The 13,091-nt window shown below is 71.0% G+C and carries 14 protein-coding genes, 1 tRNA gene and 1 riboswitch; of the genes, 6 read left to right on the top strand and 9 right to left on the bottom strand.

The features are described 5' to 3' along the window. Nucleotides 1-17: 17 nt before the first annotated feature. The 4 genes from ACWC94_RS03095 to ACWC94_RS03080 form a co-directional block, all read right to left on the bottom strand. Nucleotides 18-461 carry an FG-GAP repeat protein gene (locus ACWC94_RS03095; protein WP_450794630.1) on the bottom strand — a complete coding sequence of 148 codons (444 nt, stop codon included), beginning with the start codon at nucleotides 459-461 and terminating at the stop codon, nucleotides 18-20. Beyond that, nucleotides 389-1,438, bottom strand: a complete 1,050-nt coding sequence (locus ACWC94_RS03090) for an FG-GAP-like repeat-containing protein (RefSeq protein WP_450794629.1) — start codon at nucleotides 1,436-1,438, stop codon at nucleotides 389-391. The genes ACWC94_RS03095 and ACWC94_RS03090 overlap by 73 nt, the downstream gene beginning before the upstream one ends. Nucleotides 1,439-1,625: 187 nt before the next feature. Beyond that, on the bottom strand, nucleotides 1,626-2,096 hold the full coding sequence (locus ACWC94_RS03085) for a DUF2267 domain-containing protein (RefSeq protein WP_450794628.1): 471 nt from the start codon (nucleotides 2,094-2,096) through the stop codon (nucleotides 1,626-1,628). A 297-nt stretch (nucleotides 2,097-2,393) separates the two neighbouring features. Continuing rightward, on the bottom strand, nucleotides 2,394-2,819 hold the full coding sequence (locus ACWC94_RS03080; protein ID WP_450794627.1) for an Hsp20/alpha crystallin family protein: 426 nt from the start codon (nucleotides 2,817-2,819) through the stop codon (nucleotides 2,394-2,396). 153 nt (nucleotides 2,820-2,972) lie between these two features. On the opposite strand from ACWC94_RS03080, the gene ACWC94_RS03075 reads away from it, so the two are divergent. Beyond that, a complete protein-coding gene (locus ACWC94_RS03075) occupies nucleotides 2,973-3,275 on the top strand; it encodes a hypothetical protein (RefSeq protein WP_450794626.1) in 303 nt (100 codons plus the stop codon). A gap of 67 nt (nucleotides 3,276-3,342) precedes the next feature. Here ACWC94_RS03075 and ACWC94_RS03070 read toward each other — a convergent pair whose 3' ends face one another. Both ACWC94_RS03070 and ACWC94_RS03065 read right to left on the bottom strand, forming a co-directional pair. Then, entirely contained in the window at nucleotides 3,343-4,908 is a 1,566-nt protein-coding gene (locus tag ACWC94_RS03070; RefSeq protein ID WP_450794625.1) for an MFS transporter, read from the bottom strand. 95 nt (nucleotides 4,909-5,003) lie between these two features. Next, nucleotides 5,004-6,320, bottom strand: coding sequence for a DUF445 domain-containing protein (locus tag ACWC94_RS03065; protein ID WP_450794624.1), 1,317 nt, complete (start codon nucleotides 6,318-6,320; stop codon nucleotides 5,004-5,006). A 208-nt stretch (nucleotides 6,321-6,528) separates the two neighbouring features. On the opposite strand from ACWC94_RS03065, the gene ACWC94_RS03060 reads away from it, so the two are divergent. Further along, complete coding sequence (locus tag ACWC94_RS03060; protein ID WP_450794623.1) at nucleotides 6,529-7,863, top strand: SGNH/GDSL hydrolase family protein; 1,335 nt, start codon at nucleotides 6,529-6,531, stop codon at nucleotides 7,861-7,863. Nucleotides 7,864-7,889: 26 nt separating this feature from the next. Beyond that, the gene (rdgB, locus tag ACWC94_RS03055; protein WP_450794622.1) at nucleotides 7,890-8,492 is read left to right on the top strand and encodes an RdgB/HAM1 family non-canonical purine NTP pyrophosphatase; all 603 of its coding nucleotides are present in this window, start codon (nucleotides 7,890-7,892) and stop codon (nucleotides 8,490-8,492) included. Nucleotides 8,493-8,496: 4 nt separating this feature from the next. Here the strand turns inward: rdgB and ACWC94_RS03050 are convergent. Continuing rightward, nucleotides 8,497-8,583 (bottom strand) — tRNA-Leu (locus ACWC94_RS03050). Nucleotides 8,584-8,630: 47 nt separating this feature from the next. Then, nucleotides 8,631-9,098, bottom strand: coding sequence for a thioredoxin-dependent thiol peroxidase (bcp, locus tag ACWC94_RS03045; protein ID WP_450794621.1), 468 nt, complete (start codon nucleotides 9,096-9,098; stop codon nucleotides 8,631-8,633). Nucleotides 9,099-9,191: 93 nt separating this feature from the next. Here bcp and ACWC94_RS03040 point away from each other — a divergent pair, with 93 nt between their 5' ends. From ACWC94_RS03040 to sugE, 3 genes are all read left to right on the top strand, one after another. Beyond that, complete coding sequence (locus ACWC94_RS03040; protein WP_450794620.1) at nucleotides 9,192-9,521, top strand: DUF3618 domain-containing protein; 330 nt, start codon at nucleotides 9,192-9,194, stop codon at nucleotides 9,519-9,521. A 43-nt stretch (nucleotides 9,522-9,564) separates the two neighbouring features. Further along, the gene (locus tag ACWC94_RS03035) at nucleotides 9,565-9,924 is read left to right on the top strand and encodes a GroES family chaperonin (RefSeq protein ID WP_031159553.1); all 360 of its coding nucleotides are present in this window, start codon (nucleotides 9,565-9,567) and stop codon (nucleotides 9,922-9,924) included. Between the two features lie 67 nt (nucleotides 9,925-9,991). Further along, nucleotides 9,992-10,060: riboswitch (guanidine-III (ykkC-III) riboswitch) on the top strand. Between the two features lie 39 nt (nucleotides 10,061-10,099). Further along, nucleotides 10,100-10,420 (top strand): quaternary ammonium compound efflux SMR transporter SugE, encoded by a 321-nt coding sequence (gene sugE, locus ACWC94_RS03030; RefSeq protein ID WP_450794619.1) that lies wholly within the window; start codon nucleotides 10,100-10,102, stop codon nucleotides 10,418-10,420. Nucleotides 10,421-10,437: 17 nt separating this feature from the next. On the opposite strand, the gene ACWC94_RS03025 is transcribed toward sugE, so the two are convergent. Further along, nucleotides 10,438-12,729 (bottom strand): transglycosylase domain-containing protein, encoded by a 2,292-nt coding sequence (locus ACWC94_RS03025; RefSeq protein ID WP_450795008.1) that lies wholly within the window; start codon nucleotides 12,727-12,729, stop codon nucleotides 10,438-10,440. Nucleotides 12,730-13,091: the final 362 nt, after the last annotated feature.

Below are 13,091 nucleotides of genomic sequence, written 5' to 3'. Positions count from 1 at the left end.
GGCGTGAGGCCGGGGCGTCAGTCGGTGAGTACGCCGAACTCGTTTCCGGGCCAGGGGACCTGGGAGTCGACCGGGGGCTTCACCACGCGGGTGGGTGTGGTGCCGGCGATCTTGCCGGCCTTCGTTCCGACCGACCAGACCTCCGACGTGTTCGCCCGGACCGGCAAGGTGATCTCGGGCTGCCCGTCCCCGTTCAGGTCGGTGGTCTTGAGCAGCTGGGGGATGCGGTAGACGCCGGCGGGGCGGGGCAGGCCGGCCGTGTCGTAGCCGTAGAACGCGGCACCGGTGCCGGTCGCCCCCCGGGCCGAGCCCTTGAGGACGTACATTCCGCCCCCGCTGATGTAGCAGTGCTCGCAGGTGGCGTGCCGCTCACCGGGAGCGCCGACGATCAGCTCGGCGTAGCCGTCCCGGTCGAGGTCGGCCGCGGCGACGTCGGCGCCGAAGTTGTCCCCCGCCTCCACGCCGCCCGGGATACCGGTGCTGTCCTCGGTGAACACCTTGGTGCCGCGGTTCTCGTCCACGCCGCCGGAGGCGCCGTAGCTGTCTGGACCCGGCCCGCGTGGCGCTCGGAGCCCGTTTCGTACGCCGGGTCGCCCACCGCGATGTCGCCGTAGCCGTCCTTGTCGAAGTCGGCGATCACGACGCTGTCGCCACCCCGGACGGTGGCCGGGGTCTGACGCAGCCCGGACGCGCCGCCGAGCAGCACCCGGCCCCGTCTGCGGTCCTCGCCGAGCACCACGAGGTCGTCGGTGGTGCCCTTGTTGATCCGGCCCACGGCCAGCCGCTTCTGGGCGCCGGTGTAGAGGAACGAGGCGCCCACGTCCACCGGCTGGACCGAGGCGGGCGAGCCGTCCGCCGTGAAGGGCCCCCGGTACAGGCGAATCGACGTGGAGTAGCCGACGATCAGGTCGCTCTTCCCGTCTCCGGTGAAGTCGCCGGCCTTCAGCACCGCGCCGAAACCGGGCGCGGCCTCGCTTCCGGGCATCCGGACGCCGCCCTTGAGGCCGGTGGGGCCGCCCCAGAGCAGGGTGACCTCGTCGAGGTCCTTGGAGCGTGAGGCGACCGCGAGGTCCGCGTAGCCGTCGGCGTTGAAGTCGCCGTTGGCGAGGGTCCGGCCGAACCGCTGGTCCTGCCCCGCGTCGCCCGGCACGCCGGGGCTGTTCTGGGTGACGGCCTTCAGGCCGGTCTGCTGGGCGCCGTACTTCGAGCCGTACGAGACGGTGACGTAGCCCGCGTTCAGGGCCCGGGCGGGGGTCCCGTCCGGACCGGGGACGTCCACCGCGCCGTCCGGGGCGCCGATCGCGAGGTCGTGGTACCCGTCACCGTTGAAGTCGTCGGTGTACCGGGTGGGCGCGGGACCCGTCGTGGTGGCGGCCTGGGCGCCGGTGGAGGTCAGCAAGACCCCGGTGATGGTCGTCGTGGCGGCTGCGACGATCACGACTGCGTGACGGATATGGCTGCGCACGTCCGTTCCCCCCATAGAAGGGCTCGACAGAGAAGAGCCCGATACAAGAACTCGATTGGTTGCACCCCCAAGACCCCTGACGGACGCGAACGGTTGTGCGGATCTCCGGTCGTGGACGGCGGGCGCCGCGCAGGAGGTGTGCGGCGCCCGGGTCCGTGTGCTATGCCGTCGGGGCCAGGTCCGCCCGGCCGAAGAGGAGGGCGTAGCCCGGGGGGAGCTGGGTGAGGAGGCGGGTGGTCAGGCCGGTGCCCACCCAGTTCGCCAGGACGCTCAGGACCGAGCTGACGTCCCAGCGGGCCGTTGCGGGCGTGGAGCCCTCGATGCGGGTTGCCACCGACTCCACGAACTCCCTTGCCGTCAGGGGGTGGTTGGTGGGGATCTGGGAGGCGATCACTCGGGCTGCCTCTTGGGGGAGGGCCTGGGCGAGGGCCACGCGTTCGTCGCCGGTCACGTGGGCGCCCAGGGCCGAGAGGACCGTGCGGGTCACGCGTTCCGCCTCCGTCCGCGTGGCGTACTGGCCTGCCTCGCGTACCGCCTCGGTCAGTTCGGCCCAGCGCGTGATGTCGGCGTCACGGGCCGGAGGGGGCGGGGTGGGAAGGGTCGTTCTCGGCTGCGGGGTCGTCACCGTCATCGTGCTTCTCCTCCGGACGCTTCGACGCTTTATTCAGTTGGGCCGTTCGGCTTGTTCAGTTGGGCCGTTCGACCGTTCGGCACCGCGGGCTTCGGGGGGCAGAGCCCCCGGTACCCCGTAACGCCTCGGTCATGAGTGGGGGTTCGGCCAAGGTGTGGCATTCGGGTCGCAGGTGGCTTGAGTGGTGGAGGTGTGGTGTCGGTCGCATGCGGTGCGGTGCTGTCTGGGCAGGCCACCGCGTCCCGGGGCTCGTCCGGAGCCCGGGACGCGTGGTTTCGTCGGCCGGCCGACGCGCCGTCAGCTGCTGATCTGCTTGCGGCCCGCGTCGCCGCCCGTGATCTGGATGCGGCGTGGCTTCGCCTGTTCGGCCACCGGGATGCGCAGGGTCAGTACGCCGGCGTCGTACGACGCGTCGATGCGGTCCATGTCGAGGGTGTCGCCGAGGAACAGCTGGCGGGTGAAGGTGCCCGTGGGGCGTTCCGCCACGAGCAGTTCCGCGTTCTCGGGGGCCGGGCTGCGGCGCTCGGCGCGGACGTTGAGGACGTTGCGTTCGACGTCCAGCTCGATCGTCTCGGGGTCGATGCCGGGCAGGTCGAAGTGGACGAGGAAGTCGTCACCTGCCCGGTAGGCGTCCATCGGCATCGCTGCCGGGCGCGTCGTGTCTCCGAAGAGCTGTCGCGTGAGACGGTCGACATCACGGAAGGGGTCCGTACGCATGAGCATCACAGGTCACTCCTCTTCTTCAGGAACTGGGGGCGATGCCCTACGGCTTCTTATATAGCTCGATGCCTCAGACTTGACAAGCCTAGACTCAAGTCAGGGGAGTCTGGTCGGCTCTGGGTTAGCCTCGGCGAAACCGAACAAGAGGAGGCAGTCATGGCCAGGGTTCCCAGTGCGGTCATCGCCGGCGGCGGGCTCGTCGGCGGGTACGGCGTCGCCCGGTGGACCAAGAAGCGGCAGCTCGGCGGGGCTGTGCTGGCCGTCGCGGGGGCTGCGGCCGCTCAGCAGTGGCGCAAGCAGGCCGGCGGGAAGGCCGCTGGTGCGCTGACCGCCGCCTATGTTGCCGCGTTCGCCGGGTCCCACCCGCTGGCGAAGAAGGTCGGCGCCTGGCCGTCCGTCCTCGGCGTCGCCGGCGCCGTCGCCCTCGCCTCCTGGGCCGTCGCCGACCGCAAGGCCTGAAGGCCGCCGTCACCGTCCTGGTGATCGTGCGCGCCCGGCCCCACCACCGGTACCCGACACCCGTCCGTCACGGCGTGCTCGGCGCCGGCGGTGCCGAGGGCCCCTGCATGCCCGGCGTACCCGGCGTACCCGAGGTGCCCCGCGTACCCCGGGCCACCGCCCCGGCCCGGCCCGCCACCGCCGTCAGCGGGCGGGCGATGTCCTCCAGGGAGCGGCGTTCGGCCCGTACGGCCAGGAAGGCGGCGACCAGGCCCGCCGCGCACATCAGGGCCGCGCCGATGGAGAACGCCAGGACCGTGTCGCCGGTCCTGCCCGTACCCGTCAGATCGGCGAACAGCAGCGGGCCGCTGATGCCGCCGGCCGCGGTGCCCAGGGCGTAGAAGAAGGCGATGGACATCGCCCTCGTCTCCATCGGGAAGATCTCCGAGACGGTGAGGTAGGCACTGGACGCGCCCGCCGAGGCGAAGAACAGCACCGCGCACCAGCAGGCCGTCAGCGTGCCCGCGCTCAGCGCACCCCGGTCGAACAGCCAGGCCGTACCGAACAGCAGCAGGCCCGAGAGCAGGTAGGTCGAGGAGATCATCACCCGGCGGCCCACCGTGTCGAACAGCTTGCCCAGCACCAGCGGACCGCAGAAGTTGCCGACGGCGATCACCGCGAAGTAGTAGCCGGTGTGGCCGGAGGGCACGTCGAAGAACCTGGTCAGGATGGCACCGAAGCCGAAGGTGATCGCGTTGTACAGGAACGCCTGGCCGATGAAGAGGGAGAAGCCGAGTACCGCCCGGCGCCGGTAACGGCCGAACACCGTGCGGGCGATCTCCAGGAACGTCACGCTCCTGCGCTGGTGGATCTCCCACTCACCCTCCGGCTCGGGCAGCGTCACGTCCTTCTCCCGCTCCACCCGGCGCTCGATACCCGAGACGATCCGCTCCGCCTCCCCGTCCCTGCCGTGGATCAGCAGCCAGCGCGGGCTCTCCGGGACGTGACGCCGTACCAGGAGGATGACCAGGGCGAGTACGGCACCGAGGGCGAACGTCAGCCGCCAGCCGACGTTCCGGGCCAGCAGGTCGGTGTCGAGCGCGACGATCGACAGCAGCGAGCCGCCGACCGCGCCCAGCCAGAAACTGCCGTTGATCATCAGGTCGACCCGGCCGCGGTAGTGCGCCGGGATCAGCTCGTCGATCGCGGAGTTGATCGCCGCGTACTCGCCGCCGATGCCGAATCCGGTCAGGAAGCGGAAGAGGAAGAACCACCAGGCTTCCCAGGAGACCGCCGTCAGGGCCGTCGCCGCCAGGTACACCGCCAGCGTGATCATGAAGAGGTTCTTGCGGCCGTAGCGGTCGGTCAGCCGGCCCCAGAACAGCGCGCCCGAACAGGCGCCGGCCACGTACAGCGCGGCGGCCACACCGGTGATCTGGCCCGAGGTGATCGACACCCCGCTGCCGGGCTCGGCCAGCCGGCCGGCGATGTTGCCGACGACCGTGACCTCCAGGCCGTCCAGGATCCACACGGTGCCCAGGCCGATCACGATCGTCCAGTGCCAGCGGGACCAGGGCAGGCGGTCCAGCCGGGCGGGGATGTCGGTGGTGATGCTCCTGCCGGACTCCGGCGATGTCGCCTCGGCTGCGCTCATGGGCTCCCTCCTCGTCGAAGGGCCCCCCGACCAGAGGGGGACACAGCGGCACGGGTGCCCGCACCCCGCGGAATCAGTCGGGCCCGGCCCCGGACTCAGGCACCCAGTGTCCGTGTCACCACATAGATCAGCAGCCCCGCCAGCGACCCCACCACCGTGCCGTTGATCCGGATGAACTGCAGGTCACGGCCGATGTGCGCCTCGATCTTCCGAGTGGTGTGCTCGGCGTCCCAGCCCGCCACGGTCTCCGTGATCAGCGAGGTGATCTCCGCACGGTACGTCGTCACCACGTGCACCGCCGCGCCCTCGACCCAGCTGTCGACCTTCTGCTGCACCTTCGGCTCGGTCGCCATCCGCGCACCCAGCGACAGCAGCGCCGCCCGCACCCGGATCCGCAGCTCACTGCGCTCGTCCTCGGCCGCCGCCACGATCATGGACCGAACGGCCGTCCAGACGGACGCGATCAGGTCCTGCACCTCGCCCCGGCCCAGCACCTCCCCCTTCAGCCGCTCCACCCGCGCCCGGGTGTCCGTGTCGGACTGCAGGTCGGAGGCGAAGTCGGTCAGGAAACGATCGAGCGCGCCGCGCGCCGGATGGGAGGGCATGTCCCGCATCTCCATCACGAACCGCAGCAACTCCTTGTAGACCCGCTCGCCGACCCTGCGGTCCACGAACCGCGGCGTCCAGCCGGGCGCGCCGCCCTCCACGGCCACCATCACGTCGTCGCGGTGCAGTACCAGCCAGTCGTGCGCACGGGCCACCACCAGATCCACCACCCGCCGGTGCCCGCCGTCGGCGACGATCCGTTCCAGCGTCTTGCCGATGCCCGGCGCGATCTCCTGCGCGTTCGCCCGCCGGGTGATCGCCTCACCGACGACCGCCTGCACGTCCGAGTCCCTGAGGACCGTCAGCGCACCCCGCAACGCCGTGGCCAGCTCCGCCGTCACCCGGTCCGCGTGCTCCGGCTCGGCCAGCCACGCCCCGAGCCGGCTGCCGATGCCCACCGCGCGCAACCGCTGCCGTACGACGTCCTCGGAGAGGAAGTTCTCGCCGACGAACTCCCCCAGCGAGACACCCAGCTGGTCCTTCTTGGTGGGGATGATCGCGGTGTGCGGAATGGGCAGCCCCAGCGGGTGGCGGAAGAGCGCGGTGACCGCGAACCAGTCGGCCAGCGCGCCCACCATGCCGGCCTCCGCCGCGGCGGCCACATACCCCGCCCAGGGGCCGGCGCCCTCGTGCGCGGCGACCTTGGCCAGGACGTAGACCACCGCCACGAACAGCAGCATGGCCGTCGCCGTGAGCTTCATCCGCCGCACCCCGCGCCGGCGCTCCTCGTCGGCCGGGGTGAAGGCCGTCATGGTCTTGTACGACACACCCCGCGCCGGCGCCGTTCCGGTCTCCGTAGGTCCCATCAGCTCCACCCGTTCAGCTCCACCCGGTCGGTGATCCCGCCCACAATTGTCCCTTCCTGACCGACTCCCGGAACGGAAAACGAGTTCCCGGCGTCTGTCAGAGCGGGGGATTGGGCAGGGCCCTGACAGGTCTCGCCGGCCCATGACGCATCATGGGCTCGTCAAGATCGGAGCTTTGAGCTCCCATCCCGAGGAGAACAACACAAGCATGACCAAGCGTCATGGTTATGCGGTGCTCAGCGCGCTCGTCGCCCTGGTGCTGGCCGTGTCCGCCGCCATCTACCTCACCGTGGCCGCCGACGACGGCACCCCGCGCGGCACTCTCGCCGACAACCGCCCCCACCACGGCTCCTCCGTCGCCCCCGCCTCCACCGGCACCTGGGTCGGCGCCTGGGCCACCGCCCCGGTCGGCGGCGAGCCCGGCACCGAGACCACGGGCCTCGCGGGCCACTCGGTGCGCAACATCGTCCACACGAGCACCGGCGGTACGAGCGCCCGGATCACCCTCTCCAACCTCTACGGCCAGGCCCCGCTGACCCTCACGCACGCCTCGATCGCCCTGTCCGCGGGGGACGCCACCGCCGCGGCCGACCCGGACTCGATGCGCCGCCTCACCTTCGACGGCGCCACCGGCGTCGTCATACCCGCCGGCGGACAGATCACCAGCGACGCCGTACGCCTCACCGTCCCGCACGACAGCGACGTCCTGGTCACCACCTACTCCCCCACCCCGTCCGGCCCGGTCACCTACCACCCGCACGCACGGCAGATCTCCTACGTCGCCGACGGCGACCGCACCGAGGACTCCACCGGCACCCCGTACACCGAACAGACGCCGTACTGGCGCTACCTGACCGGCCTCGACGTCCTCAGCAACGAGGCCGACGGCACCGTCGTCGTCTTCGGCGACTCCATCACCGACGGCATCACCTCCACCACCGGCGCCAACCACCGCTGGCCGGACCTCCTCGCGGGCCGACTGCGCACCGCGCTCGAGGGCGGCCGGCACCTGCCGCGCTACAGCGTGGTGAACGAGGGCATCAGCGGCAACCAGGTCCTGGCCGACGGCCTCGGCCGTCCCCCCGAGAACCAGGCCGGACTCGCCCGCTTCGGCCGCGACGCGCTCTCCCACCCGGGCGTCAAGGTCGCCGTCATCGACCTGGGCATCAACGACATCCTGCGCAACCCCGACCTCGCCGACCCGAACCGCATCCTCAACGGCCTGCGCACCCTGGTCCGCCAGGCCCACGCACGCGGCCTGAAGGTCGTCGGCGCCACACTGACGCCCTTCCAGGGCCACCGCGGCTACACCCCGGCCCGCGAGGCGGTACGCCAGCAGATCAACGCACAGATCCGGTCCGGCGGCGTCTACGACGCGGTCGTCGACTTCGACAGCGCCCTCCGCGACCCCTACGCCCCCCACCGCCTCCGCCCCGACTACGACTCCGGCGACCACCTGCACCCCAGCGACCTGGGCTTCGGCAGGATGGCCGAGGTGTTCGACCTGGGCACCCTCAACGGCGCGGGCCAGGCGGAGCTGTGAGGGCGGGGCGAGGAATACTGGCGGGCATGACCCGCTTGATCCTCGCCACCCGCAACGCCGGAAAGATCACCGAACTGAGGGCCATCCTGGCCGAAGCAGGCCTGCCGCATGAACTCGTCGGTGCGGATGCCTACCCGGACATCCCCGACGTGAAGGAGACCGGCGTCACCTTCGCCGAGAACGCCCTGCTCAAGGCACACGCCCTCGCCCAGGCCACCGGGCTGCCCGCCGTCGCCGACGACTCCGGCCTCTGCGTCGACGTCCTCAACGGCGCCCCCGGCATCTTCTCCGCCCGCTGGGCCGGCCGCCACGGCGACGACAAGGCCAACCTGGACCTCCTCCTGGCCCAGCTCGCCGACATCGCGGAGGAGCACCGGGGGGCGCACTTCGCGTGCGCGGCGGCCCTGGCGCTGCCGGACGGGAGGGAGCGGGTGGTCGAGGGCCGGCTCCGGGGCGTCCTCCGTCACGCCCCGGTCGGCACGAACGGCTTCGGCTACGACCCGATCCTCCAGCCGGAGGGCGAGACGCGGACGTGCGCCGAGCTGAGCCCGGAGGAGAAGAACGCGATCAGCCATCGGGGGGAGGCGTTCCGGGCGTTGGTGCCGGTCGTCCGGGAGCTGCTCGACTGAACTCTGGTGCGGCCGGAGGGACTCGAACCCTCACGGGAGTTACCCCACTGGGACCTAAACCCAGCGTGACTGCCAATTCCACCACGGCCGCGTGGTACTGCCCGGCCATGCTAGCGGCCGGGCAGTGGGACCCGTCGGTCAGATGCCCAGATCCTTGATGATCTTTGCCACGTGGCCCGTGGCGCGGACGTTGTACAGGGCCCGTTCGACCTTGCCCTCCTCGTCCACGACGATCGTGGAGCGGATGACGCCCAGGTAGGTCTTGCCGTAGTTCTTCTTCTCGCCGTACGCGCCGTAGGCCTCGGTGACCTTCTTCTCCGGGTCGGCCAGCAGTGTGACCTCGAGGGATTCCTTGTCGCGGAACTTGGCCAGCTTCTCCGGGGTGTCGGGCGAGATGCCGATGACGTCGTAGCCGGCGCCGGCCAGGACCTCCAGGTTGTCGGTGAAGTCGCAGGCCTGCTTGGTGCAGCCGGGGGTCAGGGCGGCCGGGTAGAAGTAGACGATGACCTTGCGGCCCTTGTGTGACGCGAGGGATACGTCGTTGCCGTCGGCGTCGGGGAGGGTGAAGGCGGGGGCCACGTCCCCCGGCTGGAGTCGCTCGCTCATCGGGCCAGGGTAACCGGGGGGCCTTGCGGTGCGCCGGGCGCAGAAGCTGACAGACTGTCCGGGACAGCATCAGGAGACTTCGGAGGCCGTACGGTGGCGGACACGTCGGACACCAGAACCCCGGCGCAGATCGAGGCGGACATCAAGCGCCGCCGTGAAGTGCTGGCCGAGACGCTCGACGAGATCGGGGTGCGGGTGCATCCGAAGACGATCGTCGGGGATGCCAAGGCCAAGGTCGTCGCGAACATCGATCACACGGTCGGCCGGGCGTACGTCCAGGTCAATCGCGTGGTGAGTGAGGTGCGGGCGCAGTTCGTCGACGAGAAGGGCGGGCTGCGGGTGGAGCGGGTCGTGCCGGTCGCGCTGCTGGCCGTCGGCGTCGTCGGGCTGCTCACCGTGGGCTCGCGGCGGCGCAAGGGCTGACCCGGGCGCGTACGGGCAGGGCGAGGACAGGTAGGTTCGAGGCGTGAGCGCCAACAGAAACCAGCACAGCACCCCTCATCACGACAAGCTCCCGATCCGGATGCTGCACGACCGGGTTCTGGTCAAGCAGGAGACCGGTGAGGGCGAGCGGCGGTCGGGGGGCGGCATTCTGATTCCCGCCACCGCGGCGGTCGGACGGCGGCTGGCCTGGGCCGAGGTCGTCGCGGTCGGGCAGAACGTACGGACCGTGGAGCCGGGTGACCGGGTCCTGTTCGACCCGGAGGACCGGGCCGAGGTCGAGGTGCGGGGTGTGGCGTACGTGCTCATGCGCGAGCGGGATCTGCACGCCGTGGCCGCGGACCGGTTCGAGGGGTCGGAGGACTCCACGGGTCTGTACCTGTAACGGGGCCTGGCTGTAATTCGGCAGCGCGAAGGGGCCGGTGACGACGCTCACCGGCCCCTTCGCGCTGCCTTTGCTATGTTCGGGAGCGAGCCCGACGAGACGCGCCGTACCGGGATGCAGGCAAAGACGACGCACCGCGAGAAGAGAGTCGTCGTTCGTCCTGGAGGTGCCTGTCGTGGCCTGGGTGGTGTTGGTCGTCGCCGGTCTGCTGGAAGTGGGCTGGTCGATCGGGATGAAGTACACCGAGGGCTTCACCCGGCTGGTGCCCAGTGTGTGCACCGGTGCCGGGATCGTCGCCAGCATGGTCCTGTTGTCGTACGCCGCGAAGTCGCTGCCCATCGGTACCGCCTACGGCGTGTGGGTGGGCATCGGGGCGGCCGGTGCGGCGGTGCTCGGCATGGTGGTGCTGGGTGAGCCGGTCACCGCCGCCCGGGTCTTCTTCGTGTGTCTGCTGCTGGTCGCCGTGGTGGGGCTGAAGGCGACCAGCGGTCACTGACCGGGAGCGGTCGGACGTCAGGTGACGGGGCCGCCTCCGGGGCCGGCGGTCGTACCGGTCGTATTGCCGGCGTCGGTGGCACCGCCGGTGTCCGTACCGCCGCCGGTGGTGTCGCCCCCGGTCGTGTCGCCGCCGGTGGTGTCACCGCCCGTGGGGTCCCCACCGGTGGTGGTGCCGCCGCCGGTGGTGGGGGTCCCGGTGGTGCCGCCGGTGGTGGTGCCCGTGGTGTCACCGCCGGTGGTCGCGCCGCCGGTGGTGGGGGTCCCGGTGGTGGTGCCGCCGCCGGTCGGGCTCGCGGTCGCTCCGCCGTTGCCCGGGCCGCCGCCGGTGGTCGTACCGCCGGTGTTCTGGTTGCCGGTGGTGCCCGGCTGGGCGGAGGAGCCGGTGCTGGGCGGCTGGGGCTGGTCGGCGCCCTGCTGCAGCTGCAGGTCGAAGTCGCTCGCCGGGGTGCCCTTGAGGGCCGTGCGCGTGTACTGGGCCCAGATCTGGGTGGGCGGGCCGCCGCCGTTCATACGGGGCTGGCCGAGGGCGCCGTACAGCGGCATGTGCTTGGCGGTCACCGGGTCCTGGCCCATGACGGAGACGACCGTGGCCAGGTCGGGGGTGTAGCCCGCGAACCAGGCGGCGGTGTCGTTCTCGGCGGTGCCGGTCTTGCCGGCCGCCGGGCGGTCCGCGTCCTGCGCGGCGACGGCGGTGCCGTTGTCGACGACGCTCTGCAGCATCGACGTGGTGGTGTCGGCGGCCTCCCGGCTGACGGCCTGCTTGACCGGCTGGTCGGGCAGCGACACGTCCTTGGTGCCGTCCTTGGTGATCTTCTCGATCAGGGTGTACGTGCCGTGCTTGCCGTGGTTGGCGATCGTCGCGTACGCCTCGGCCATGTCCAGGACACTGGCGGTGGCGGTGCCGAGCGCCATCGACGGGGACGGGTACAGGTCCGGGGTGTCGGCCGGGATACCGAGGTCGATCGCGGTCTGCTTGACCTTGGACGGGCCGACGTCGGCGGCCATCTGCGCGTAGACGGAGTTCACGGACAGGTCCGTCGCCTTGGTGACGGTGATCGGTCCGTACGACTTCTGGTCCTCGTTCTCCGGGTTGTAGGGCGCGCCGCTCCAGCCCTCGACGAGCCGCTTGTTGGTGCCGTCGTACACGGTGTTCGGGGTGATGGTGCGGCCGTCCTGGGTGGTGGAGCCGTTCTGCACCGCCGAGGTGAACACGAGGGGCTTGAAGGTGGAGCCGACCTGGAAGTCACCGCGGGTCGCGCCGTTGGTGTACTGCTTCACGTAGTCGATGCCGCCGTACATGGCGACGACCTTGCCGGTCTTCGGGTCGATGGAGGCGCCGCCCGCGCGGACGTACTTGTCCTTCGGGTTGTTCTTCTTGTCCAGCTTGGACATCAGCTGGTCGTCGACCGCCTTGACGAAGGCGTCCTGCTTGTTCTTCTGGATGGTGGTGGTGATGCGGTAGCCGCCGGCGGCGAGCTGGTCGGCGTCGAGGATGTTGTTCGCGGCCAGGTAGTGCTTGATCGCGTCCACGAGGTAGCCGCGCTGGCCGGACAGGCCGGTGGAGACCGTCTGTTCCTTCGGCATGGGGAACTTCATGCCGGCGCGCTTGGACTCGCTGAGCCAGCCCTTCTTGACCATGCCGTCCAGGACGTAGTTCCAGCGGGCGACGGCCGCGGCCTTGTTCTCCGGGTGGGCGACGACGTCGTACTCGCTGGGCGCGTTGACGAGCGCGGCGAGGTAGGCGGCGCGGGCCGGGTCGAGGTCCCTGGCGTCGGCGCCGAAGTAGGCCTGGGCGGCGGCCTGGATGCCGTAGGCACCGCGGCCGAAGTAGCTGGTGTTGAGGTAGCCCTCCAGGATCTGGTCCTTGGACTTGGTCCGGTCCAGCTTGATCGAGATGAAGAACTCCCTGGCCTTGCGGGTGAGCGTCTGCTCCTGGGCCAGGTAGTAGTTCTTCACGTACTGCTGGGTGATCGTGGAGCCGGACTGCTTGCCCTTGCCGGTGGCGGTGTTCCAGGCGGCGCGGAGCATGGCCTTGGGGTCGACGGCGGACTCGGTGTAGAAGTCGCGGTCCTCGGCGGCCAGTACGGCGTGCTGGGCGTCCTTGGAGACCTCGGCGAGGCCGACGTTCTCACGGTTGACCTGGCTGTCGCGTGTGTCGCGGGCGATCTGGGAGCCGTCGGCGTAGAAGTAGACGTTCGCCTGCTTGGTGGCGAGGGCGTTGGCGGGCGGGATGTTCACGAGGGAGTAGCCGAGAACGAAGAGCCCGACGAGGAGGAGGATCCCGATGACGACGGTGCCGAGCACCATGCGCCAGGTCGGGATGATCCGCCGCCACCCGGTCCGCTTGGGCCGCTTGGGCTTCTTCCCCTTGCCCTTTCCGTCGCCTCCGGCGGGCCGGCCGTCGCCGGGGGTGGCGGCGAGGACGGTGGTGTCCTGGTCGGGGGCGGTGGTGGCCGCGGCGCCGGTGGTGGTGTTCCTGCCGGTGGTCGCGTGGGGGCCGGTCGTGCCGGAGGTGCCGGTCGTGCCGGAGGTGCCGGTGCGGCGGCCGGGGCCGGCTGCTCCGGCCGCACCGGGCGGGGACAGCTCGGAGACGGGCAGCTGGGAGCGCACCGCGGCCACCACACCGGACGCGACGGGACAGGACGCGGAGGTCCCGGAGTCGGGCTCGT

Source organism: Streptomyces sp. NPDC001135 (genome assembly GCF_053598395.1).
Note: the sequence above shows the minus strand (reverse complement) of the source record. Positions and strands in the feature narration are given on the sequence as shown.

What these genes read in the sequence shown, in the direction of transcription:
- bcp (WP_450794621.1), bottom strand. Translation starts at nt 9,098, where the DNA reads ATGAGCGAGCGACTCCAGCCGGGGGACGTGGCCCCCGCCTTCACCCTC.
- ACWC94_RS03065 (WP_450794624.1), bottom strand. Translation starts at nt 6,320, where the DNA reads ATGGGACCTACGGAGACCGGAACGGCGCCGGCGCGGGGTGTGTCGTAC.
- rdgB (WP_450794622.1), top strand. Translation starts at nt 7,890, where the DNA reads ATGACCCGCTTGATCCTCGCCACCCGCAACGCCGGAAAGATCACCGAA.
- ACWC94_RS03025 (WP_450795008.1), bottom strand. Translation starts at nt 12,729, where the DNA reads ATGGTGCTCGGCACCGTCGTCATCGGGATCCTCCTCCTCGTCGGGCTC.
- ACWC94_RS03080 (WP_450794627.1), bottom strand. Translation starts at nt 2,819, where the DNA reads ATGCTCATGCGTACGGACCCCTTCCGTGATGTCGACCGTCTCACGCGA.
- ACWC94_RS03075 (WP_450794626.1), top strand. Translation starts at nt 2,973, where the DNA reads ATGGCCAGGGTTCCCAGTGCGGTCATCGCCGGCGGCGGGCTCGTCGGC.
- ACWC94_RS03060 (WP_450794623.1), top strand. Translation starts at nt 6,529, where the DNA reads ATGACCAAGCGTCATGGTTATGCGGTGCTCAGCGCGCTCGTCGCCCTG.
- ACWC94_RS03070 (WP_450794625.1), bottom strand. Translation starts at nt 4,908, where the DNA reads ATGAGCGCAGCCGAGGCGACATCGCCGGAGTCCGGCAGGAGCATCACC.
- ACWC94_RS03085 (WP_450794628.1), bottom strand. Translation starts at nt 2,096, where the DNA reads ATGACGGTGACGACCCCGCAGCCGAGAACGACCCTTCCCACCCCGCCC.